The sequence below is a fragment of the Streptomyces sp. G45 genome (genome assembly GCF_049542095.1).
Lineage (GTDB): Bacteria > Actinomycetota > Actinomycetes > Streptomycetales > Streptomycetaceae > Streptomyces.
The window spans coordinates 1242441-1265801 of the sequence record NZ_JBMUZU010000001.1 but is presented as its reverse complement, the minus strand read 5'-3'; the positions used below and the strand labels follow the sequence as shown (position 1 = coordinate 1265801).

General features: G+C 75.1%; 4 protein-coding genes and 1 pseudogene. All 5 read left to right on the top strand.

What is annotated here, in order from left to right; all coding sequences use genetic code 11:
* Nucleotides 1-5: 5 nt before the first annotated feature.
* The 5 genes and pseudogenes from ACOBQU_RS05045 (at nucleotide 6) to ACOBQU_RS05025 (ending at nucleotide 23346) form a co-directional block, all read left to right on the top strand.
* Nucleotides 6-1058 carry a SpnB-like Rossmann fold domain-containing protein gene (locus ACOBQU_RS05045; protein WP_423624695.1) on the top strand — a complete coding sequence of 351 codons (1053 nt, stop codon included), beginning with the start codon at nucleotides 6-8 and terminating at the stop codon, nucleotides 1056-1058.
* Entirely contained in the window at nucleotides 1019-2326 is a 1308-nt protein-coding gene (locus ACOBQU_RS05040; RefSeq protein ID WP_423634256.1) for a type I polyketide synthase, read from the top strand. Before ACOBQU_RS05045 ends, ACOBQU_RS05040 begins: the two co-directional genes overlap by 40 nt.
* 134 nt (nucleotides 2327-2460) lie before the next feature.
* Complete coding sequence (locus ACOBQU_RS05035) at nucleotides 2461-4575, top strand: type I polyketide synthase (RefSeq protein ID WP_423624694.1); 2115 nt, start codon at nucleotides 2461-2463, stop codon at nucleotides 4573-4575.
* A 462-nt stretch (nucleotides 4576-5037) separates the two neighbouring features.
* Entirely contained in the window at nucleotides 5038-12495 is a 7458-nt protein-coding gene (locus ACOBQU_RS05030; protein ID WP_423624693.1) for an SDR family NAD(P)-dependent oxidoreductase, read from the top strand.
* A 31-nt stretch (nucleotides 12496-12526) separates the two neighbouring features.
* A pseudogene (locus ACOBQU_RS05025) lies at nucleotides 12527-23346 on the top strand (SDR family NAD(P)-dependent oxidoreductase).
* Nucleotides 23347-23361: the final 15 nt, after the last annotated feature.

Sequence of the window (23361 nt, the reverse complement as noted above, 5' to 3'; positions counted from 1 at the left end):
CGTCGATGGTCGACCTGCCGGACGGCGGCGGGGCCGTGTTCACCGGGCGGCTCAGCGGTGACGCCGGGCCCTGGGCCGAGGGCGACGCGCTCGGTGCCGTGGTGGTGCCGGGGGAGGCGCTTCTGGAACTGGCCCTGTTCGCCGCCGAGTTGACTGGACGGGGCGGGGTCGAGGAGTTCGACGTCCACGCGCCGCTGGTCGTGGCGGACGCCGAGGACGCCGTGACGCTGCGCGTGCTGGTCGACGCGGACGGGGCCGTCAGCGCCTACGCGCGCCGCGACGGCCAGGACGGAGACGAGGGGGACTGGGTCAAGCACGCCACGGGCACGCTGGCCGCGGAAGGCGCCTTCGACGGCGTGACCTGGGCCCGCGACGACGAGACGTACGCCCTGTTCCTCGACGCGGCCGCGCGCGCCGCCGGACCGCGCCCCGACGGCGAGCAGCGGCTCACGCACCACTGGCGCGGAGCGTCCGTGCGCCTCGACGACGAGGGGCGGCCGGTGCTGGCGGCGGAGGCCGTCGACACCCGGGCCGTCACCCTGGAGGAGACGCGCGCCCGCTCCGGCGGCCGTGACGCGCTCTACCACGTCGAGTGGGTCGAGCCGTCAGGGCCCGCCCACGCCGAGGCCGTGCCGCACGTGGTCCACGTGTGCCCGCCCCTGGACGAGGCCGCGCCGGACGGCTTCCGCGCGCTCACGGCACGGCTGCTGCCCGTCCTCCAGCAGTGGGTGACCGACGAACGGCAGGCGTCCGCCAAGCTCGTGGTCGTCACGCGCGGCGCCGTCGACGGCCGTGACCTCGGGCACGCCGCCGTGTGGGGCCTGGTGCGGGCCGCGGAGTCGGAGCACCCGGGTCGGTTCGTCCTGGTGGACCTCGACGCGGACGCGGACGTCGCCGACGCCGCGCTGCCCGAGGAGGCGCTGCGCCTGGGCGAGCCCGAACTCGCCGTACGCGACGGGGTGATACGCGTGCCGAGGCTGGCCCGCGCCACCGCCGCGGACAGCGGCGGCACCCCGACCTGGGCGCCCACGGCACCGTCCTCATCACCGGCGGCCTGAACGGCCTCGGCGCCCTCACCGCCCGCCACCTGGCCGCCGCGCACGGCGCGAAGCGGCTGCTCCTCACCAGCCGCCGCGGCATGGACACGCCGGGCGCCGCCGACCTCGTCGCCGAGCTGACCGGCTCGGGCACCGAGGTGGAGGTCATCGCCTGCGACGTCACCGACCGCGACGCGCTCGCGGCACTGCTCGCCGACCGGCCGTTGACCGGCGTCGTGCACGCCGCCGGTGTCCTCGACGACGGGCTCATCGGCGCGCTGACGCCCGAGCGGCTCGACGCGGTCATGAAGCCGAAGGTGGACGCCGCCTGGCACCTGCACGAGCTGACCCGCGACCACGAGCTGACGGCGTTCGTGATCTACTCGTCCGTCGCGGGCACCCTCGGCGGCGCCGGACAGGCCAACTACGCCGCCGCGAACGCCTGGTTGGACGCCTTCGCCCGGCACCGCACCGCCCAGGGCCTGCCCGCCCTCACGCTGGGCTGGGGCCCGTGGGTGCAGGTCGGCGGCATGGCCGACCGGCTTGACGACGCCGAGCTTGAGCGGCTGCGCCGCACCGGCATGCCGCCGCTGACCCCGGAGGAGGGCCTGGCGCTCCTCGACGCGGCGGCGCTGCCCGGGCGGCCCGCGATGAGCCTCCCGGTGCGGTTCGACGCCGGGGCGATGCGCGCCCAGGCCGAGGCGGGCACGCTGCCCGCCGTGTTCGGCGGCCTGGTCCGCGGCCGGGCCCGCCGCGCCGCCTCCGGCCGGGCCGCGTGGGAGCGGCTCGCCACGCTTCCGGAAGCCGAACGGGAGCCGTTCCTCCTCGAGTTGGTGCGCGGACACGTCGCCCGCGTCCTCGGGCACGGCGGCACCGACGCGGTCCCGCCGGAGCGCGCCCTCAACGAACTCGGCCTCACCTCGCTGGGCGCCGTCGAACTGCGCAACGCCCTCAACGCCGACACCGGGCTCTCGCTGCCCCCGACGCTGGCCTTCGACCACCCGACGTGCCGCGCCATCGCCGCGCTCCTGTACGACGGGCTGCGACCGGAGGACACCGACCGGGCCGCGCCGCTGCTCGCCGAACTCGGCCGCATCGAGGCCGCACTCACCGCGCTGGTGGCGGCCGACGACGCCGCCCACGCCAAGGTCACGGCCCGCCTCGAAGCCGTGTCGCGGCGGGCCCTCGACGCCCGCGGCACCACCACCGAGGAACCCGCCGACGACCTCGTACCCGACTCCGACGACGAGCTGTTCGAGGTGCTGAACAAGGAGCTGGGCCTGTCCTGATGTCCTGACGGAACCTCACCCCTCCCGCGCCCCCGAGGAATCCCGCCCCGTGCGGAACCCGCCGCCCCGGACCCCGGCCCGGACCCCGACCCCACGGACCCCCGCCTCCGCTGTGACCTTCCACGGATAGGTAGATGACGATGTCGAAGGACTCCAACGACGACCGGCTCCGCGAGTACCTGCGGCTCGCCACGGGCGAGCTGCAGCAGACCCGGCGTCGGCTGCGCGAGGCGGAGGCCCGGGACCGGGAACCGATCGCGATCGTGGGCATGGCCTGCCGCTTCCCCGGCGGCGCCACCTCACCGGAGGGCCTGTGGGACCTGGTCGCCGACGGCCGGGACACCGTGGGGGACTTCCCCGCCGACCGGGGCTGGGACCTGGACCGGCTGTACGACCCGGACGGCACCGGCGAGCACACCAGCTACGTCAAGCGGGGCAGCTTCCTGGAAGGCGCGGGCGACTTCGACCCGGAGTTCTTCGGCATCAGCCCCCTTGAGGCGCTCGCCATGGACCCGCAGCAGCGCGTCCTCCTGGAGACCTCCTGGGAGGCCGTGGAGCACGCCGGGATCGACCCCACGACGCTCAAGGGCAGCGCCACCGGCATGTACGCCGGGCTCGTCTACCACGACTACCCGAGCAGCAGCGTCACCGGAGCACTGGTCTCCGGCCGCGTCGCCTACACCATGGGACTCGAAGGGCCCGCGGTGACCGTGGACACCGCCTGCTCGTCGTCCCTCGTCGCCCTCGACCTGGCGGTCAAGGCGCTGCGCGGCCGGGACTGCTCGCTGGCGCTCGCGGGCGGCGTGACGGTCATGTCGACGCCGGTCACCTTCGTGGAGTTCAGCCGCCAGCGCGGCCTGTCGGTGGACGGTCGCTGCAAGGCGTTCGCCGCCGCGGCCGACGGCACCGGCTGGGGCGAGGGCGTGGGCGTCCTCGTCCTGGAGCGCCTGTCCGACGCCCGCCGCAACGGCCACCGGGTCCTCGCCGTCATCCGCGGCACCGCCGTCAACCAGGACGGCGCCAGCAACGGCCTCACCGCCCCCAACGGCCCCTCCCAGCGCCGCGTGATCCAGCAGGCGCTGACCAACGCCGCCCTCTCGGCCGCCGACGTCGACGCGGTCGAGGCCCACGGCACGGGCACCACCCTCGGCGACCCCATCGAAGCGCAGGCGCTGCTCGCCACGTACGGCCAGGAGCGCCCGGCGGACCGGCCGCTGTGGCTCGGCTCCATCAAGTCCAACATCGGGCACACCCAGGCCGCCGCCGGGGTCGCGGGCGTCATCGAGATGGTGCAGGCCATGCGCCACGGCACGCTGCCCCGCACGCTCCACGTGGACGAGCCCACCCCGCAGGTCGACTGGACGGCGGGCAACGTCCGCCTCCTCACCGAGTCCCGCCCCTGGCCCGAGGGCGAGGGGCCCCGCCGCGCGGCCGTCTCGTCGTTCGGCGCCAGTGGCACCAACGCCCACGTCATCCTCGAAGCCGCCCCGCCCGTCGAGGACGGCGCCGAGCCCGAGGAGCGCCGCGACCTCCCCGCCGCGCCGATCGTCGTGTCGGCCCGGACCCCCGAGGCCCTGCACGCCCAGATCGAACAGTTCGCCGCCGTCAAGGAGGACGCCCTCGACGTGGCGTTCACGGCGGCGACCGGCCGGACGGCCTTCGAACACCGCGCGGTCCTCGTCGGCTCCGAAACCGTCACCGACGTCGTCGGAGACGGCAAGGTCGCGTTCCTGTTCACCGGCCAGGGCAGTCAGCGCCTGGGCATGGGCCGTGAGTTGTACGAGCACTTCCCGGTGTTCGCGGCGGCTTTTGATGAGGTGTGTGCTGAGCTGGATGTGCGTGAGGTCATGTGGGGTGATGAGGACGCCCTGAACCGGACGGAGTTCACGCAGCCCGCGATCTTCGCTCTCGAAGTCGCCCTGTTCCGGCTGGTGGAGAGCTGGGGTGTGACGCCGGACTTCGTCGCCGGGCACTCGATCGGTGAGTTGGCTGCCGCGCATGTCGCGGGGGTGCTCAGCTTGTCGGATGCGTCGCGGTTGATCGCGGCGCGGGGGAAGTTGATGCAGGCCCTGCCGGAGGGCGGGGCGATGGTGGCCCTTCAGGCGACTGAGGATGAGGTCGTGCCGCTGCTCACGGACCAGGTGAGCATTGCCGCCGTCAACACGCCTACCTCGGTGGTGGTTTCGGGTGCGGAGGACGCTGTTGAGGCGATCGTTGAGCACTTCGGGGATCGTAGAAGACCCGGTTGAAGGTGTCGCACGCCTTCCATTCGCCGTTGATGGACCCGATGCTGGAGGACTTCCGGAAGGTCGCCGAGTCCGTCACCTACCACCAGCCGTCGATCCGGTTCGTCAAGGACGTGGCGAACGCGGAGTACTGGGTGCGGCATGTGCGCGAGGCCGTGCGGTTCGCTGATGACGTACAGCGTCTGTACGACGACGGGGTGACGCGTTTCCTGGAGATCGGGCCCGACGGCGTCCTCAGCGGCATGGTCGACGGAGGCGTCGCCGCGGCCGGGCTGCGGCGGGAGCGGCCCGAGACGGCGACGCTGCTGGCGGCCGTGGGGAAGCTGTACGCGGCCGGGGTCCCCGTCGACTGGACGGCGGTGCTCGGCGGGCGCGGCGCCCGGATCGTGGAGCTGCCCACCTACCCGTTCCAGCGCAAGCGGTACTGGCTGACCGACGAGACCGCCCACGCCGACCCCGGCGTCCATGGGGCTCGGCGCGGCCCGGCACCCGCTGCTCGGTGCCACGGTCATGGTGGCCGACTCCGACAAGCTGGTGCTCACCGGGCGCCTGTCGGTCGCCGCGCAGCCCTGGCTCGCCGATCACGCGGTGGGCGAGGCCGTCGTCTTCCCCGGCACCGGCTTCGTGGAACTCGCGGTGCGGGCGGGTGACGAGGTCGGACGCGGACGCGTCGAGGAGCTGACCGTCGAGGCGCCGCTGGCCCTGCCCGAGCGCGGCGGCATCGCCGTACAGGTCGTGGTCGAGGCCGAGGACGCGTCCGGCGGCCGCCCCGTGGCGGTGTACGCCCGCGACGAGCAGGCGCTGGACGCGCCGTGGACGCGGCACGCGGCGGGCCTGCTCACCGCGACCGGCGCGACCGGCGTGACGGGCGAGGCCGAGCTGACCCAGTGGCCGCCGGTCGGTGCCGAGCCGGTCGGCCTCGACGACTTCTACGACCGCCTCGGTGCCGCGGGCCTGACCTGCGGTCCGGCGTTCCGGGGGCTGCGGGCCGCCTGGCGGCGCGGCGACGACGTGTACGCCGAGGTCAGCCTCCCCGAGAACGTGGAGTCGGGGGCCTTCGGGCTGCACCCGGCCGCCTTCGACGCGGCGGTGCGGGCCTTCGCGCTGTCCCAGGCATCCGGCGACGAGGTGACCGCGCTGCCCTCCACCTGGCGGGGCGTGGAACTGCACGCGTCCGGCGCCGGTGCGCTGCGGGTGCGGGTCACCCGCGCCCAGGACAGTGGCGTCGCCCTGACGCTGGCCGACGCGACGGGCGAACCCGTCGCCACCGTCGAGGGCCTGGCGCTGCGCCCGCTCTCGGCGCAGGCCACCACCCACACCAACTCGCTCTACCGCATCGCGTGGACCGCGGTGGCGGCGCCCGACACGGCCCCCGAGGTGCCGACTGACGTGGAGGTGCTCCGCGTCGACGCCGCCGACGCGCGGGCCGCCGTGCACCAGGTGCTGGCCGCGCTGCAGTCGACGGCCGCGCGCCTCGCCGTGGTGACGCGCGGCGCGGTGTCGGTGGCGGGGGAGGACGTCACCGACCTGGCGGGCGCCGCCGTGTGGGGTCTGGTGCGCAGCGCCCAGTCGGAGGACCCGGGGCGGGTCGTGCTGGTGGACCTGCCCGACGCCGACGCGGATGGTGCCGAGGGCGTGGCGCGGGCCTTGGCGACCGGTGAGCCGCAGGTCGCCCTGCGGGACGGCACCGCCCACGTTCCCCGCCTTGCCCGGTTCACGGTCACAGGCACGGACACGGACGCGGAGTCCGAGCCGTCGACCGTGTTCGGTGACAGCGTGCTGGTGACGGGTGCGTCCGGTGCGCTCGGCGGGCTGGTCGCCCGCCACCTGGTCACCGCTCACGGCGTGCGGGAGCTGCTGCTGGTGAGCCGTCGTGGCGCGGACGCGCCCGGTGCCGCCGACCTGGTGGGCGAACTCACCGCTCTGGGTGCCCGGGTGGAGCTGGCGGCGTGCGATGTCGCCGACCGTGACGCGCTGGCGGCGCTGCTCGCCGGTCGGCGGCTGACCGGTGTCGTGCACGCCGCCGGTGTCCTCGACGACGGCGTGATCGGTTCGCTGACCCCCGAGCGGGTGGACCGCGTGCTGCGGCCGAAGGCCGACGCGGCGCTGCACCTGCACGAGCTGACGCGCGCCATGGACCTGACCGCCTTCGTCCTCTTCTCGTCCGCCGCCGGAGTCCTGGGCGTGGGCGGCCAGGGCAACTACGCGGCCGCCAACGCCTTCCTCGACGGCCTCGCCGCGCACCGCCGCGCCCACGGCCTCGCCGCCCAGTCCCTGGCCTGGGGCCCGTGGAGCCAGGCCGCCGGAATGGCGGGCGCCCTCGACGAGGCCGACCGGACCCGCATGGAGCGCAGCGGCATCCTGCCGCTGACCAACCGCGACGGCCTCGCCCTGCTCGACGCCGCCGCACGCAGCGCCGAACCCGCCCCGATCCCCCTGAAGCTGAACCTGGCGGCGGTCCGCGCCAGCGGCTCCGTACCGGACGTGCTGCGCGGCCTGGTCCCCGTCGTCACCCGCGGCACCGCCCGCACCCGTACCGACGCGGACGGCATCCGGCGCCGCCTCGCGGGGCTCGCCGCCGACCAGCGCCTCGACCTGCTGCTGACCCTGGTCCGCGCGCAGACGGCCGCCGCGCTCGGCCACTCCGGGCCCGAGGCCATCGGCCCTGACAAGGCGTTCCGCGACCTGGGCGTCGACTCGCTGGGCGCGATGGAACTGCGCAACGGACTGGGCCGGGCCACCGGCCTGGCCCTCCCGGCGACGCTCGTGTTCGACTACCCGACGCCCGCCGACCTCGCCCGCCACCTCCTCGCCGAGACCGCCGAGACCGCCGCGTCCGCCGAGTCCGAGGGCGCCGAGCAGGCCGCCGGGGCGGCCCGGGGCAGGCAGGTCGTGGCCGCGGTCGACGACGACCCGATCGCGATCGTCGGCATGGCGTGCCGCTACCCAGGCGGCGCGGCCTCGCCCGAGGAGCTGTGGCGGCTCGTCGAAGGGGAGACCGACGCCGTGTCCGGCTTCCCCGTCGACCGGGGCTGGGCCGTGGAGCGGCTCTACGACCCCACCGGCACCCGGCCCGACACTAGCTACGTCAACCAGGGCGGGTTCCTGCATGAGGCCGCCGCGTTCGACCCCGGGTTCTTCGGCATCGCGCCCAACGAGGCCCTGGTCATGGACCCCCAGCAGCGCCTCCTCCTGGAGACCTCCTGGGAGGTCCTGGAGCGCGCCGGGATCGACCCGACGACGCTGAAGGGCACCCCCACCGGTGTCTTCACCGGCATGACCTACCACGACTACAGCCGCAACAGCGCCACCGGCGCCATCGCCTCCGGCCGGGTGTCGTACACCCTCGGCCTCGAAGGCCCCGCGGTCACCCTGGACACGGCCTGCTCGTCGTCCCTCGTCGCACTGCACCAGGCGATCCAGGCGCTGCGGTCGGGGGAGTGCACGCTCGCCTTCGCCGGTGGCATCGCCGTGATGGCGACGCCGGAGAACTTCGTCGAGTTCAGCGAGCAGCGCGGCCTCGCCGCCGACGGCCGCTGCAAGGCGTACGCGGCCGCCGCCGACGGCACCAGCTGGGGTGAGGGCGTCGGCATACTGCTCGTGGAGCGCCTGTCCGACGCCCGCCGCAACGGCCACCCGGTGCTCGCCGTGGTGCGGGGCACGGCCGTCAACCAGGACGGCGCCAGCAACGGCCTCACCGCGCCCAACGGGCCCGCCCAGCAGCGCGTCATCCGGCAGGCCCTCGCCAACGCCCGCCTGTCCGCCGACGAGGTCGACGTCGTCGAGGGCCACGGCACGGGCACCACCCTCGGCGACCCCATCGAGGCGCAGGCCCTCCTCGCCACGTACGGCCAGGACCGGCCCGCGGAGCAGCCGCTGTGGCTGGGCTCCATCAAGTCGAACATCGGGCACACCCAGGCCGCCGCCGGTGTCGCGGGCATCATCAAACTCGTCCAGGCGATGCGCCACGGCCTGATGCCGCGCACCCTGCACGTGGACGAGCCGACGCCGCAGGTGGACTGGGAGGCGGGCGAGGTCCGCCTGCTCACCGAGGCCCGGCAGTGGCCGCGCGGCGAGCGTCCGCGCCGGGCCGCCGTGTCGTCGTTCGGCATCAGCGGCACCAACGCCCACGTCATCCTCGAAGAGGCCCCGCAGCTCGACGACGCACCCGTGGAGCGCCGGGAGCTGCCCGTCGTGCCGCTGGTGGTGTCCGCGCGCACCAGCACCGCCCTCCAGGCGCAGACCGAGCGGTTCCTCGCCCTCGACGCGGACCCGCTGGACGTGGCGTACTCGGCCGCGACCGGCCGGGCCGCCCTGGAGCACCGCGCCGTGCGCGTCGGCTCCGAGACCGTCGTCGGCTCGGTCACCGAGGGCAAGGTCGCGTTCCTGTTCACCGGCCAGGGCAGCCAACAGCCCGGCATGGGGCGCGAGTTGTACGAGCACTTCCCGGTGTTCGCGGCGGCCCTCGACGCGGTGTGCGCGGCGACCGGGCTGCCCCTGAAGGACGTCATGTGGGGCGACGAACAGGCCCTGAACCGCACCGAGTTCACCCAGCCCGCCGTCTTCGCCTTCGAAGTCGCCCTGTTCCGCCTCGTGGAATCCTGGGGCGTCCGGCCGGACCTGCTGGCCGGGCACTCCATCGGCGAGCTGGCCGCCGCGCACGTCGCGGGCGTCCTCGACCTGGCGGACGCCGCCCGGCTCGTCGTGGCGCGCGGCAAGCTGATGCAGGCGCTGCCCGAGGGCGGCGCGATGATGGCCATCGAGGCCACCGAGGACGAGATCACTCCCCTGCTCACCGACCAGGCGGGCCTCGCCGCGGTCAACGGGCCCACCTCCGTGGTCGTGTCCGGCACCGAGGACGCCGTCGCCCAGGTCGCCGCGCACTTCACGGGCCGCAGGACCACCCAGCTCAAGGTGTCCCACGCCTTCCACTCTCCGCTGATGGACCCCATGCTCGACGACTTCCGCGAAGTCGCCGAGTCCGTCACCTACCACCAGCCGACGATCCGGTTCGTGAAGGACGTCGCGAACGCCGAGTACTGGGTGCGGCACGTGCGCGACGCCGTGCGGTTCGCCGACGACGTCCAGCGCCTGTACGAGGACGGGGCGACCCGCTTCCTGGAGATCGGACCCGACGGCGTCCTCACCGCCATGGCCCGGCAGACCGTGCCGGACGTCACGACGGCCGCCGCGCGGCGCCGCGAGCGCCCCGAGGTGGCGAGCCTGTTCACGGCGGTGGGACGGCTGTTCGTCACCGGCGTGCGCGTCGACTGGGCGGCCGTCCTCGGCGGGCGCGGTGCCCGCCGCGTCGACCTGCCGACCTACCCGTTCGAGCGGCAGTCGTTCTGGCTGGAGTCGGGGCGCGACGCGCAGGGCGCGGGGCACCCGCTGCTCGACGACGTCGTGTCCGTCGCCGGTGCGGACCAGACCGTCCTGACCGGGCGGCTCTCGGTGGGGGCGCAGCCGTGGCTCGCCGACCACGTGGTGGCCGACGCGATCGTCTTCCCCGGCGCCGGGTTCGTGGAACTCGCCGTGCGCGCGGGTGACGAGGTCGGGTGCGGGCGCGTCGAGGAGCTGACCATCGAGGCGCCGCTGGTCCTCAGCGAGCGGACCGCGACGGCCGTGCAGATCGTCGTCGGCGCGGACGACGGGTCGGGCCGCCGACCGGTCGAGGTGTACGCGCGCGGCGACGGCGAGTCGTACCAGGCCTGGATCCGGCACGCCGCGGGCCTGCTGGCCCCCGCCACCGGCGGCGCGACGGCGACGGCCGGGCAGTGGCCGCCGGTGGACGCGGAACCCGTCGACGTCACGGGCCTGTACGGGGGCCTGGCCCAGGCCGGAGTGGAGTACGGGCCGGTGTTCCAGGGCCTGAAGGCCGCCTGGCGGCGCGGCGACGAGGTGTTCGCCGAGGTCGAACTGCCCGGCGGCGCCGACCAGTTCGGCATCCACCCGGCGCTCCTCGACGCGGCCCTGCATGCCATCCCGCTGCTCCTCGACGGCGAGCGCGTGGTCCTGCCGTTCTCGTGGGCGGGCGTCGAACTGCACGCCACCGGCGCGACCGCCGTGCGCGTACGGGTGGCGGCGAGCGGCCACGACCAGGTGACGCTCGACCTGCTCGACCTCGCGGGGCAGCCCGTGGCGTCCGTGGAGACGCTGGCGCTGCGCGAGCTGTCGGCGCGGTCGCTGGCCCGCGTCGACTCGCTGTTCCAGGTCGACTGGACGGTGACCGCGGCCACCGGCACCCCGGCCCGCGACGTGACGGTGTGGCGCGCCGAGGGCGGCGACGTGCTCCCCCGGCTCACCTCCCTGCTTGAAGCGCTCCAGACCAGCGGCGGCACGCTGGCCGTGGTGACGCGCGGCGCGGTGTCCGTGGCCGGGGAGGACGTCACCGACCTCGCCGGAGCCGCCGCGTGGGGCCTGGCCCGCAGCGCCCAGTCGGAGGACCCGTCCAGCGTCGTCCTGATCGACCTGGGCGCCGACGGCGACGAGACCGCCGTCAAGCTGGCCCTGGCCACCGGCGAACCCCAGGTCGCGGTCCGCGACGGCAGGTGCCATGTGCCGCGGCTGCGGCCCGCCGCGGTCACCGAGGCCGAGCCGTCGACCGTGTTCGGCGACGAGGTGCTGGTCACCGGCGCGTCCGGCGCGCTCGGCGGGCTCGTCGCCCGCCACCTGGTGACCGCGCACGGCGTGAAGAGGCTGCTCCTCGCCAGCCGCCGGGGCCCCGACGCGCCCGGCGCCACCGAACTGGCCGACGAACTGACCGGCCTGGGCGCCCAGGTGGAGCTGGCGGCCTGCGACGTCGCCGACCGCGACGCGCTGGCGGCACTCCTCACGGGACGCACCCTGACCGGTGTCGTCCACGCGGCGGGAGTGCTCGACGACGGCGTGATCGCCTCCCTGACACCGGAGCGCCTGGAGAAGGTCCTCGCCCCGAAGGCGCTCGCCGCCCTGCACCTGCACGAGCTGACGCGCGACATGGACCTGTCGGCGTTCGTGCTGTTCTCGTCCATCGCCGGTGTGCTCGGCGGCCCCGGCCAGGGCAACTACGCCGCGGCCAACGCCGTCCTGGACGGCCTCGCCGTCCACCGCCGCGCCCAGGGCCTCGCCGCGCAGTCCCTGGCCTGGGGCCTGTGGGCCACCGCCGACGGCATGGGCGGCGCCCTGGACGACGGCGACCGGGAGCGCATGAGCCGCGCGGGCATCGAAGGGCTCACGCCCGAGCACGGCCTGGAGCTGCTGGACGCGGCGGGCGCGCTCGGCGCCCCGGTCCTCGTACCGATGAACCTGGACGTCACGGCCGCCCAGACGGGCGAGGTGCCGCCGCTGCTGCGGGGCCTCGTGCGCGGGCCCGCCGCCCGGCGCGTGGCGTCGGCCGTGGCCGACGGCGGCGCGGACGCGCTGCGCCAGCGCCTGTCCGCACTCACGGCCGACGAGCGCCTTGAGGAACTCCTCACGCTCGTACGGGCGCACGCCGCCGCCGTCCTCGGCCACGCCGGCCCGGAAGCCGTCGAGCCGGACCGGGCCTTCAAGGACCTGGGCTTCGACTCGCTCGGCGCGGTGGAGTTCCGCAACACCCTGAACGCCGCCACGGGCCTGCGCCTGCCGCCCACCCTCATCTTCGACTACCCCAACGCCCGGGGCCTCGCCGACCACCTGGCCGCCGAAGTCGCCCCCGCCGACGGAGACGGCTCCACCGGCGACGACGAGGACACCATCCGCCGCCTGCTGACGAGGATCCCGCTGACCCGACTGCGCGACGCGGGCGTCATGGACACCCTGCTCTCCCTCGCCGGGGTCGCCCCCGCCGAGGCCGACGCCGCGCCCGCGGCGGAGCCGGACTCCATCGACGAGATGGACGCCGACGCGTTGATCAGCATGGCCCTGCACGACACCGACCCGGACGACGCCGCGCGAAACGCCTGAGGACACGATGCCGGACACCGACCAGAAACTCGTGGCGGCGCTGCGCGCGTCGCTCAAGGAGACCGAGAGCCTCCGCGCGCGCAACCGCGCCCTGCAGGCCGCCGCCAGCGAGCCCATCGCGATCGTCGCGATGAGCTGCCGCTACCCCGGTGCGACATCACCGGAGGAGCTGTGGCGCCTGGTCGCCGACGGCGTCGACGCCATCTCCTGGTTCCCCACCAACCGGGGCTGGGACGAGGCGAACATCTACGACCCCGAGCCCGGAACGTTCGGCAAGACGTACGCCCGCGAGGGCGGATTCCTCTACGACGCTGACCAGTTCGACCCCGGCTTCTTCGGGATCGCGCCCAACGAGGCGCTGGTCATGGACCCCCAGCAGCGCCTCCTCCTCCAGATGTCGTGGGAGGTCCTGGAGCGCGCCGGGATCGACCCGGCGACGCTGAAGGGCAGCGCCACCGGCGTGTTCGCCGGGATGATGTACCACGACTACACGTACAACAACAGCACCGGCGCCATCGCCTCCGGCCGGGTGGCCTACACCCTCGGCCTCGAAGGCCCGGCCGTCACCGTCGACACCGCCTGCTCCTCCTCGCTGGTCGCGCTCCAGCAGGCCATCCAGGCCCTGCGGTCCGGCGAGTGCACCCTCGCCCTCGCGGGCGGCGTGACCGTGATGGCCACGCCCGAGGCGCTGATCGAGATGAGCCACCAGCGCGGCCTGTCCGCCGACGGCCGCTGCAAGTCGTACGCCGCCGCCGCGGACGGCACCGGCTGGGGCGAGGGCGTCGGCATGCTGCTCGTCGAACGGCTCTCCGACGCCCGCCGCAACGGCCACCCCGTGCTCGCCGTGGTGCGGGGTATCGCCGTCAACCAGGACGGCGCCAGCAACGGCCTCACCGCGCCCAACGGGCCCGCCCAGCGCCGCGTGATCCGCCAGGCCCTCGCCAACGCCCGCGTGTCCGCCGACCAGATCGACCTCGTCGAGGGCCACGGCACCGGCACCACCCTCGGCGACCCCATCGAGGCGCAGGCCCTCCTCGCCACCTACGGCCAGGACCGCTCGGACGGCCGACCCCTGTGGCTGGGCTCGATCAAGTCGAACATCGGGCACACGCAGGCCGCCGCCGGTGTCGCGGGCATCATCAAGGTCGTGGAGGCGATGCGCCACGGCGTGATGCCGCGCACCCTGCACGTGGACGAGCCGACGCCGCAGGTGGACTGGGAGGCGGGCGAGGTCCGCCTGCTCACCGAGCCCCGCCAGTGGCCCAGCGACGGCGGCCCGCGCCGGGCGGCGGTCTCGTCGTTCGGGATCAGCGGCACCAACGCCCACGTCATCATCGAGGAGGCGCCGCCCGCCGAGGACGAGACGCCCGAGGAGCGGCGCGAACTGCCGGTCGTCCCGCTGGTCGTGTCGGCCCGGACGCGCACCGCGCTGGACGCCCAGATCGAGCAGTACGCGTCCCTGGACCTGGACCCGCTGGACGTGGCGTACTCGGCCGCGACCGGCCGCGCCGCCCTGGAGCACCGGGCCGTGGTCGTCGGCACCGAGACCGTCACCGGCTCCGTCGCCGAGGGCAAGGCCGCGTTCCTCTTCACCGGCCAGGGCAGTCAGCGCCTGGGCATGGGCCGTGAGCTGTACGAGCACTTCCCCGTCTTCGCGGCGGCCCTCGACGAGGCCTGCGAGGCGACCGGGCTGCCCCTGAGGGACGTCATGTGGGGCGACGAAGACGCCCTGCACCGCACCGAGTTCACCCAGCCCGCCCTCTTCGCCCTGGAAGTCGCCCTGTTCCGGCTCGTCGAGAGCTGGGGCGTGAAGCCGGACTTCGTCGCCGGGCACTCGATCGGCGAGCTGGCCGCCGCGCACGTCGCGGGCGTGCTCAGCCTCGCGGACGCCGGTCGGCTCGTGGCCGCGCGCGGGAAGCTGATGCAGGCCCTGCCGGAAGGCGGGGCGATGCTGGCCCTCCAGGCGACCGAGGACGAGGTCGCGCCGCTGCTGACGGCCGACGTCAGCGTCGCAGCCGTCAACACGCCCACCTCCGTGGTGGTGTCGGGAGCCGAGGCCGCTGTTGAGGCCGTCGCGGAGCACTTCGGGGACCGTAAGAAGACCCGGTTGAAGGTGTCGCACGCCTTCCACTCGCCGCTGATGGACCCGATGCTCGACGACTTCCGCAAGGTCGCGGAGTCCGTCACCTACCAGCAGCCGACGATCCGGTTCGCGAAGGACGTGACGAACGCCGAGTACTGGGTGCGGCATGTGCGCGAGGCCGTGCGGTTCGCCGACGATGTACAGCGTCTGTACGAGGACGGGGTGACCCGCTTCCTGGAGATCGGGCCCGACGGCGTCCTCACCGGCATGGTGCGGCAGTTCGCCGAGGACGCGGTGGCCGCCCCCACGCTGCGGCGCGAGCGCCCCGAGACGGCGAGCCTGTTCGCGGGCGTGGGGCGGCTGCACGTCGCGGGCGTGCGCGTCGACTGGGCGGCCGTGCTCGGCGGGCGCGGCGCCCGCCGGGTCGACCTGCCGACCTACCCGTTCGAGCGGCAGTCGTTCTGGCTGGAGTCGGCGCGCGACGGGCAGGGCGCGGGGCACCCGCTGCTCGACGACGTGGTGGCGGTGGCCGGGACGGACCAGGTCGTGCTGTCCGGGCGGCTGTCCGTGGGGGCGCAGCCGTGGCTCGCCGACCACGTGGTGGCGGGCGCGGTCGTCTTCCCCGGCGCCGGGTTCGTCGACCTGGCCGTGCGCGCGGGTGACGAGGTCGGGTGCGGGCGCGTCGAGGAGCTGACCATCGAGGCGCCGCTGGTCCTGGCGGAGCGCGGGGCCACGCTCGTCCAGGTCGTCGTCGGCACGGACGACGGGACCGGGCGGCGGCCGGTGGAGGTGTACGCGCGCGGCGAGCACGAGCTGTACCAGTCCTGGGTGCGGCACGCGGCCGGAACGCTCACGGCGAGCACCGGCGCCGCCCCCGCAGGCGACGCGGCGCAGTGGCCGCCCACGGGCGCCGAGGCCGTCGACCTGGACGGCTACTACGACCTGCTCGGCGGCGCGGGCCTGGCCTACGGGCCGGTGTTCCAGGGCCTGAAGGCCGCCTGGCGGCGCGGCGACGAGGTGTTCGCCGAGGTCGAACTCCCCGAGCAGCCCGGGACGTTCGGCATCCACCCGGCACTCCTGGACGCCGCCCTGCACACGATTCCGCTGCTGCTCGACGGCGAGCGCGTGGTGCTTCCGTTCTCGTGGACGGGCGTCGAACTGCACGCCACCGGCGCCGCCGCCCTGCGGGTGCGGGCGGCCTCCGTGGGCCGCGACCAGGTGTCCCTCGACCTGATGGACGGCGCGGGGCAGCCCGTGGTGTCCGTGGGGGCGCTGGCGCTGCGCGAGCTGTCGGCGCGGTCGCTGGCCCGCGTCGACGCGCTGTTCCAGGTCGACTGGACGCCGGTGCCCGCGACGGGCGCCCCCGCGCGGGACGCGAAGGTGTGGCACGCCGAGGGCGACGAGGCGCTGCCCGCGCTGACGTCCCTCCTCGAAGAACTCCAGGCGGACAGCGGCCCGTTGGTCGTGGTCACGCGCGGCGCGGTGTCGATCGCGGGGGAGGACGTCACCGACCTGGCGGGCGCCGCCCTGTGGGGCCTGGCGCGCAGCGCCCAGTCGGAGGACCCGGGGCGGGTCGTGCTGGTGGACCTGCCCGACGCCGACGCGGATGCCGCCGAGGGCGTGGCGCGGGCCTTGGCGACCGGCGAGCCGCAGGTCGCCGTGCGCGGCGGGGAGTGCTTCGCACCGCGCCTCGCCCGGTTCGCGACCCCGGACGCGGAGTCCGAGCCGTCGACCGTGTTCGGTGACAGCGTGCTGGTGACGGGCGCGTCCGGTGCGCTCGGCGGGCTGGTCGCCCGCCACCTGGTCACCGCTCACGGCGTGCGGGAGCTGCTGCTGGTGAGCCGTCGTGGCGCGGACGCGCCCGGCGCCGCCGACCTGGTGGACGAACTCACCGCTCTGGGTGCCCAGGTGGAGCTGGCGGCCTGCGACGTCGCCGACCGTGACGCGCTGGCCGCGCTGCTCGCCGACCGGCGGCTCACCGGTGTCGTGCACGCCGCCGGTGTCCTCGACGACGCGCTGATCGGCTCGCTGACGCCCGACCGCCTCGCGAAGGTGTTCACACCGAAGGCGCTGGCCGCCCGGCACCTGCACGAGCTGACGCGCGACATGGACCTGACCGCGTTCGTGCTGTTCTCCTCGGCCGCCGGAGTCATCGGCGGCCCCGGCCAGGGCAACTACGCGGCCGCCAACACCTACCTCGACGCGCTCGCCGCGCACCGCCGCGCCCAGGGTCTCGCCGCGCAGTCCCTGGCCTGGGGCCTGTGGGCCACCGCCGACGGCATGGGCGGCGACCTGGTCGACGGCGACCGGCAGCGGCTGGACCGCGCGGGCATCGCGGGCCTCACGCCCAGCCAGGGCCTCGAACTGCTCGACGTGGCGGCCGCGTCCGCCACGCCCCTCCTGATCCCGATGCACCTGGACGCCGGGGCGTTCCACGGCGACGACGTGCCGCCGCTGCTGCGCGGCCTGGTGCGCGGCGCCACGCGGCGCACCGCGTCGGCGGCGCGCGGCGACGGCGCGGACGCGCTGCGCCAGCGCCTCGCCGGGCTGTCCGCCGCCGAGCGGCACGAGGAACTCCTCACGCTCGTACGGACGCACGCGGCAGCCGTGCTCGGCCACGCGGGCCCGGAGGCGATCGAACCCGAGCGGGCCTTCAGGGACCTGGGCTTCGACTCGCTCGGCGCGGTGGAGTTCCGCAACACCCTGAACGCCGCCACGGGTCTGCGCCTGCCGCCCACCCTCATCTTCGACTACCCCAACGCCCGGGGCCTCGCCGACCACCTGGTCACCGAGGTCGCCCCCGAGCCCCAGCGCTCCGCGACCGCCGCCCTCGACCGGCGCGCGCCGCAGGCCGCCGCCGACGAGCCGATCGCGATCGTCGCGATGAGCTGCCGCTACCCGGGAGCCGCCTCTCCGGAGGAGCTGTGGCGCCTTGTCGCGGACGGCGTCGACGCCGTCTCCTGGTTCCCCACCGACCGGGGCTGGGACGAGGCCGCCCTCTACGACCCCGAGCCCGGACGCCTCGGCAAGACGTACACGCGAGAGGGCGGATTCCTCTACGACGCCGCCGAGTTCGACCCCGCCTTCTTCGGGATCGCGCCCAACGAGGCCCTGGTCATGGACCCCCAGCAGCGCCTCCTCCTGGAAGCGTCCTGGGAGGTCCTGGAGCGGGCCGGGATCGACCCGACGACCCTCAGGGGCACCCCCACCGGTGTCTTCGCGGGGATGATGTACCACGACTACACGTACAACAGCGCCACCGGCGCCATCGCCTCCGGCCGGGTGTCGTACACCCTCGGCCTCGAAGGCCCGGCCGTCACCGTCGACACCGCCTGCTCGTCGTCGCTTGTCGCCCTGCACCAGGCCGTCCAGGCCCTGCGGTCGGGGGAGTGCACCCTCGCCCTCGCCGGTGGTGTGACCGTGATGGCCACGCCCGAGACGCTCATAGAGTTCAGCCGCCAGCGCGGCCTCGCGGCAGACGGCCGCTGCAAGTCGTACGCCGCCGCCGCGGACGGCACCGGCTGGGGCGAGGGCGTCGGCATGCTGCTCGTGGAGCGCCTGTCGGACGCCCGCCGCAACGGCCACCCGGTGCTCGCGGTCGTGCGGGGCATGGCCGTCAACCAGGACGGCGCCAGCAACGGCCTCACCGCGCCGAACGGGCCCGCCCAGCAGCGTGTCATCCGCCAGGCCCTCGCCAACGCCCGCCTGTCCGCCGACCAGATCGACCTCGTCGAGGGCCACGGCACCGGCACCACCCTCGGCGACCCCATCGAAGCGCAGGCCCTCCTCGCCACGTACGGCCAGGAGCGCCCCGCCGACCGGCCGCTGTGGCTCGGCTCCATCAAGTCCAACATCGGGCACACCCAGGCCGCCGCCGGGGTCGCGGGCATCATCAAACTCGTCCAGGCCATGCGCCACGGCGAGATGCCCCGCACGCTCCACGTCGACGAGCCCACCCCGCAGGTGGACTGGGAGGCGGGCGAGGTCCGCCTCCTCACCGAGCCCCGCCAGTGGCCGAGCGACGGCGGCCCGCGCCGCGCCGCCGTGTCGTCGTTCGGCATCAGCGGCACCAACGCCCACGTCATCCTCGAAGAGGCCCCACCCGCCGAGGCCACCGCCAAGGACGACGAGCCCACGCCACCGGCCGCACCCACCGGCGCCCCCGTGCTGTGGCCCCTGTCCGCCAGGACCCCGGAGGCGCTCCGCGCCCAGGCCGCACGGCTCCGCTCCCACCTCGCGGACACCCCGGACACCAGCGCCGTGGACGTGGCCCTGTCCCTGGCGACCGGACGCGCCCTCCTGGAGCACCGCGCGGTGATCGTCGGCGACGACCGCACGACCCTCGACGCGGGCCTCGCCGCCCTGGCCGAGGGCGGCGACTCCCCGGCACTCGTGACCGGCGAACGCCGCGAGGGCAAGCTCGCCTTCCTCTTCACGGGTCAGGGCAGTCAGCGCCTGGGCATGGGCCGTGAGTTGTACGAGCAGTTCCCCGTGTTCGCGGCGGCTTTTGACGAGGTGTGTGCTGAGCTGGATGTGCGTGAGGTCATGTGGGGTGATGAGGACGCCCTGAACCGGACGGAGTTCACGCAGCCCGCGATCTTCGCGCTTGAGGTGGCGTTGTTCCGGCTGGTGGAGAGCTGGGGTGTGACACCGGACTTCGTCGCCGGGCACTCGATTGGTGAGTTGGCTGCCGCGCATGTGGCGGGGGTGCTCAGCTTGGCGGATGCGTCGCGGTTGATCGCGGCGCGGGGAAGCTGATGCAGGCCCTGCCGGAAGGCGGGGCGATGGTGGCGATCCAAGCGACCGAGGACGAGGTCACCCCGCTGCTGAGCGCAGACGTCAGTATCGCCGCCGTCAACACGCCCACGTCGGTGGTGGTTTCGGGTGCGGAGGACGCTGTTGAGGCGATCGTTGAGCACTTCGGGGACCGTAAGAAGACGCGTCTGAAGGTGTCGCACGCCTTCCACTCGCCGCTGATGGACCCGATGCTGGACGACTTCCGGAAGGTCGCCGAGTCCGTCACCTACCACCAGCCGTCGATCCGGTTCGTCAAGGACGTGGCGAACGCGGAGTACTGGGTGCGGCATGTGCGCGACGCCGTGCGGTTCGCCGATGACGTTCAGCGTCTGTACGACGACGGGGTGACGCGTTTCCTGGAGATCGGGCCCGACGGTGTCCTCGCCGCCATGGCCCGGCAGACCGTCGGTGACGTCACCGCCGCCGCCGCGCTGCGCCGGGAGCGGGCGGAGGGCGTCACGCTGTTCACGGCGGTGGCGCGGCTGCACGTCGCCGGGGTCTCGCCGGACTGGGCGGCCGTCTTCGCCGGGCGCGGGGCCCGCCGGGTCGACCTGCCGACGTACCCCTTCCAGCGCAAGCGGTTCTGGCTGTCGGGGCCGGTGACCGGGACCGGCGGCGACGCCGCGTCCATGGGGCTCGCCGCGCTCGAACACCCGCTGCTGAGCGCGGAGATCGCGGTGCCCGGCGCGGAGACGGTCGTGTTCGCGGGCCGTCTGTCGACGGATACCCAGCCGTGGCTCGCCGACCACGCGGTGCTCGGCGCGACGCTGCTGCCCGGCACGGCCTTCGTCGAACTCGCCGTCAGCGCCGGTGACCGGCTCGGCTGCCCCGTCCTGGACGAACTGACGCTGCGCGCGCCACTGGTGCTGCCCGAAGCGGGCGGCGTACGGCTGCGCCTGACCGTCGACGCCCCGGCCGACGACACCGGCCGCCGCCCCCTCGCGCTGCACTCGCGCCCCGAGAACGCCGCCGACGACACTCCCTGGACCCTGCACGCCGAGGGCCTGCTGGCGCCCGGGGAGCCCGGCGCGGACACGCCGTTCGACCTGGCGGCGTGGCCGCCGCCGGAGTCGGCGCGGATCGCCACCGACGGCGCGTACGCGCACCTGCGGGACCTCGGCTACCTGTACGGCCCGGCGTTCCAGGGGCTCAGGGCGGCCTGGCGGGTCGGTGAGGAGACGTTCGCGGAGCTGGCGCTCGACGAGGCCGCCGGTGCCGACGGCTTCGCCCTGCACCCGGCGCTGCTCGACTCCGCCCTGCACGCCACGATGCTCGGTGCGAGTGACGACGACACGGCGGCGCTGCCGTTCGCCTGGAAGGGCGTACGCCTGCACGCCCACGGCGCCACCGCCGCGCGCGTCCGGCTCGCCCCGGCGGACGGCGGCGGCCTGGAGATCCGCCTCGCCGACGCCCAGGGGCGGCCGGTGGCGTCCGTGCAGTCGCTCATCAGCCGGGAGGTGTCCGCCGCGCACCTCGCGGCGGCGCGCACCGGCCTGGACGACTTCCTGTTCCACGTCGCGTGGCGGCCCGCCGAGGAACCCGCCGCGCCCGCCGCCGACACCGACTGGACCCTGGTCGGCGACCTCGCCGAGCTGGCCGACCTGGGCGGCCCGGTGCCCGCGACCGTCGTACTGCGGCTGCCCGCCGGAAGCGGCGACACCGCCGCGGACGTCAGTGCCGTCACCGGCCGGGCGCTGCGGGCCCTCCAGGCGTGGCTCGCCGACGAGCGGTTCGCCGACCGCAGGCTCATGGTGGTCACCCGCGACGACGAACTGGCGCACGCCGCCGTATGGGGGCTGATCCGCGCCGCCCAGACCGAGGTGCCCGGACGGTTCGCCACGCTCGGCGTGGACGGCGCCGACATCGACCCGCGGGACCTGGCCCGGGCCGTCGCGCACGGCGAACCCGAACTGCGGATCGCCGACGGGCGGCTCCTGGTGCGCCGCGTGGGACGCACCCCCGCCGTGCCGGAAGGACCCTCCCCGTGGGGACGGCCCGGAACCGTGCTGATCACCGGCGGCACCGGCGGCCTCGGCGCGCTCTTCGCCCGCCACCTGATCACCGAGCACGGCGTCCGCGACCTGCTCCTCACCGGCCGCCGCGGCATGGCCGCGCCCGGCGCCACCGCACTCCACGCCGAGCTGACCGGCCTCGGCGCACACGTCGAGATCGCCGCCTGCGACGTCACCGACCGGGACGCGCTGCGGGCCCTGCTCGACGGCCGGACGCTCAGCGCGGTCGTGCACACCGCCGGAGTGCTCGCCGACGGCAGCATCGCCCACCTGACACAGGACCAGCTCGACCGGGTCCTGCGCCCCAAGGTCGCCGGAGCGGTGCACCTGCACGAGCTGACCCGCGGCCACGACCTCGGCGCCTTCGTGCTGTTCTCGTCGGCGGCCGGTGTCTCCGGCGCACCCGGGCAGGGCAACTATGCCGCCGCCAACACGTTCCTCGACGCGCTCGCCGAGCGGCGCCGCGCCGAAGGGCTGCCCGGACAGTCCCTCGCGTGGGGGCTGTGGGACGTCGGCGGCATGGCGGACAACCTGACCGAGGCCGACCTGCTGCGGCTGCGCCGCCAGGGCACCCTCGCCCTGACCGCCGACGACGGGCGCGCCCTGTTCGACGCCGCGACCGCCCGCACCGAACCGCTGCTCGCCCCCATGGGCCTGGACCTCAAGGCGCTGCGGAACACCCTGGGCGGCCAGCTGCCGCCGCTGCTGCACGACCTGATGCCGCCCGCCCGCGGCGGCGCGCCGAGCCGCGGCGCCAGCGTCGACCCGGGGGCGCTGCGCCGGAACCTCGCGGCACTGCCCGCCGAGCGGCGCGAGGACACCGTGCGCGACCTCGTGCTGCGCCTCGCCGCCACCCAGCTCGGCTACGAGAGCCTCGACGAGGTCGACGCCGAACGGGACTTCCTGGAGTCCGGATTCGACTCGCTGTCCGCGATGGAGCTGCGTACGGCGCTGAACGCCGCCACCGGCCTGACGCTGCCCACCATGGCGGTGTTCGACAGCAAGAACCCGGCGAACCTGGCCCGGCTCATCACGGCCGACCTCGAAGCGGACCTCGCCGCGGCACCCGCCGCGGACGGCGCCACCGACCCCGCCGACCCCGCCCAGGACCCGGCGCGGTCGGCGCGGGACGAGACCGTCACCGAGCTGTTCCGGCAGGCCGTGCGGGCCGACGACTCGACCGGCGCGCTGCGGCTGATGTCGGCGGTCGCCGCGCTGCGGCCCCGGTTCACCTCGCCCGCCGACCTCGACCGCGCCCCGCGCGCGGTACGGCTCGCCGACGGACCCGGCCGCCCCCGGCTGATCTGCCTCGCCACGCCCATGGCGGGCGGCGGAGTGCACCAGCACGCCCGGCTCGGCTCCGAGTTCCGCGACCTGCGGCACGTGGCGGCGCTGCCGCTGCCCGGCTTCCAGCGCGGCGAGGCCCTGCCCGACACCGTCGACGCGCTCACCCAGGTCCTCGCCGACGCCGTGCTCACCGCGGCCGAGGGCGAGCCGTTCGCGCTGCTCGGCTACTCCTCCGGCGGGCTCATCGGCCACGTCCTCGCCCGGCACCTGGAGGCGGCCGGGACCCCGGCCGCCGGGCTTGTCCTCGTCGACACCTTCCGCGTCGACGACACCGCGATGGACGTCGGCTTCGGCCGCCTCATGGGCGAGGTCATGGCGATGGAGACGACGTTCGGCCGCTACGACGCGGCCCGCCTGTCCGCCATGCCGCACTACTTCGACGTACTCGAAGGCTTCACCCCGGTGCCGCTGGCCGCGCCCACCCTGTTCCTCCAGGCGGCCGAGCCGTTCGTCGAACCGCCCGAGGGCGTCGACCCGGCGACGATGCTCGCCCGGCCCTGGGACCCCGCGCACACCCTGCGCACCGTGCCGGGCCACCACTTCACGCTCGGCATGGAGCACGCCCCGACCACGGCACGGGCCATCGAGGAGTGGCTGGTGAGCATCGCATGACCAGCTGACCGACGT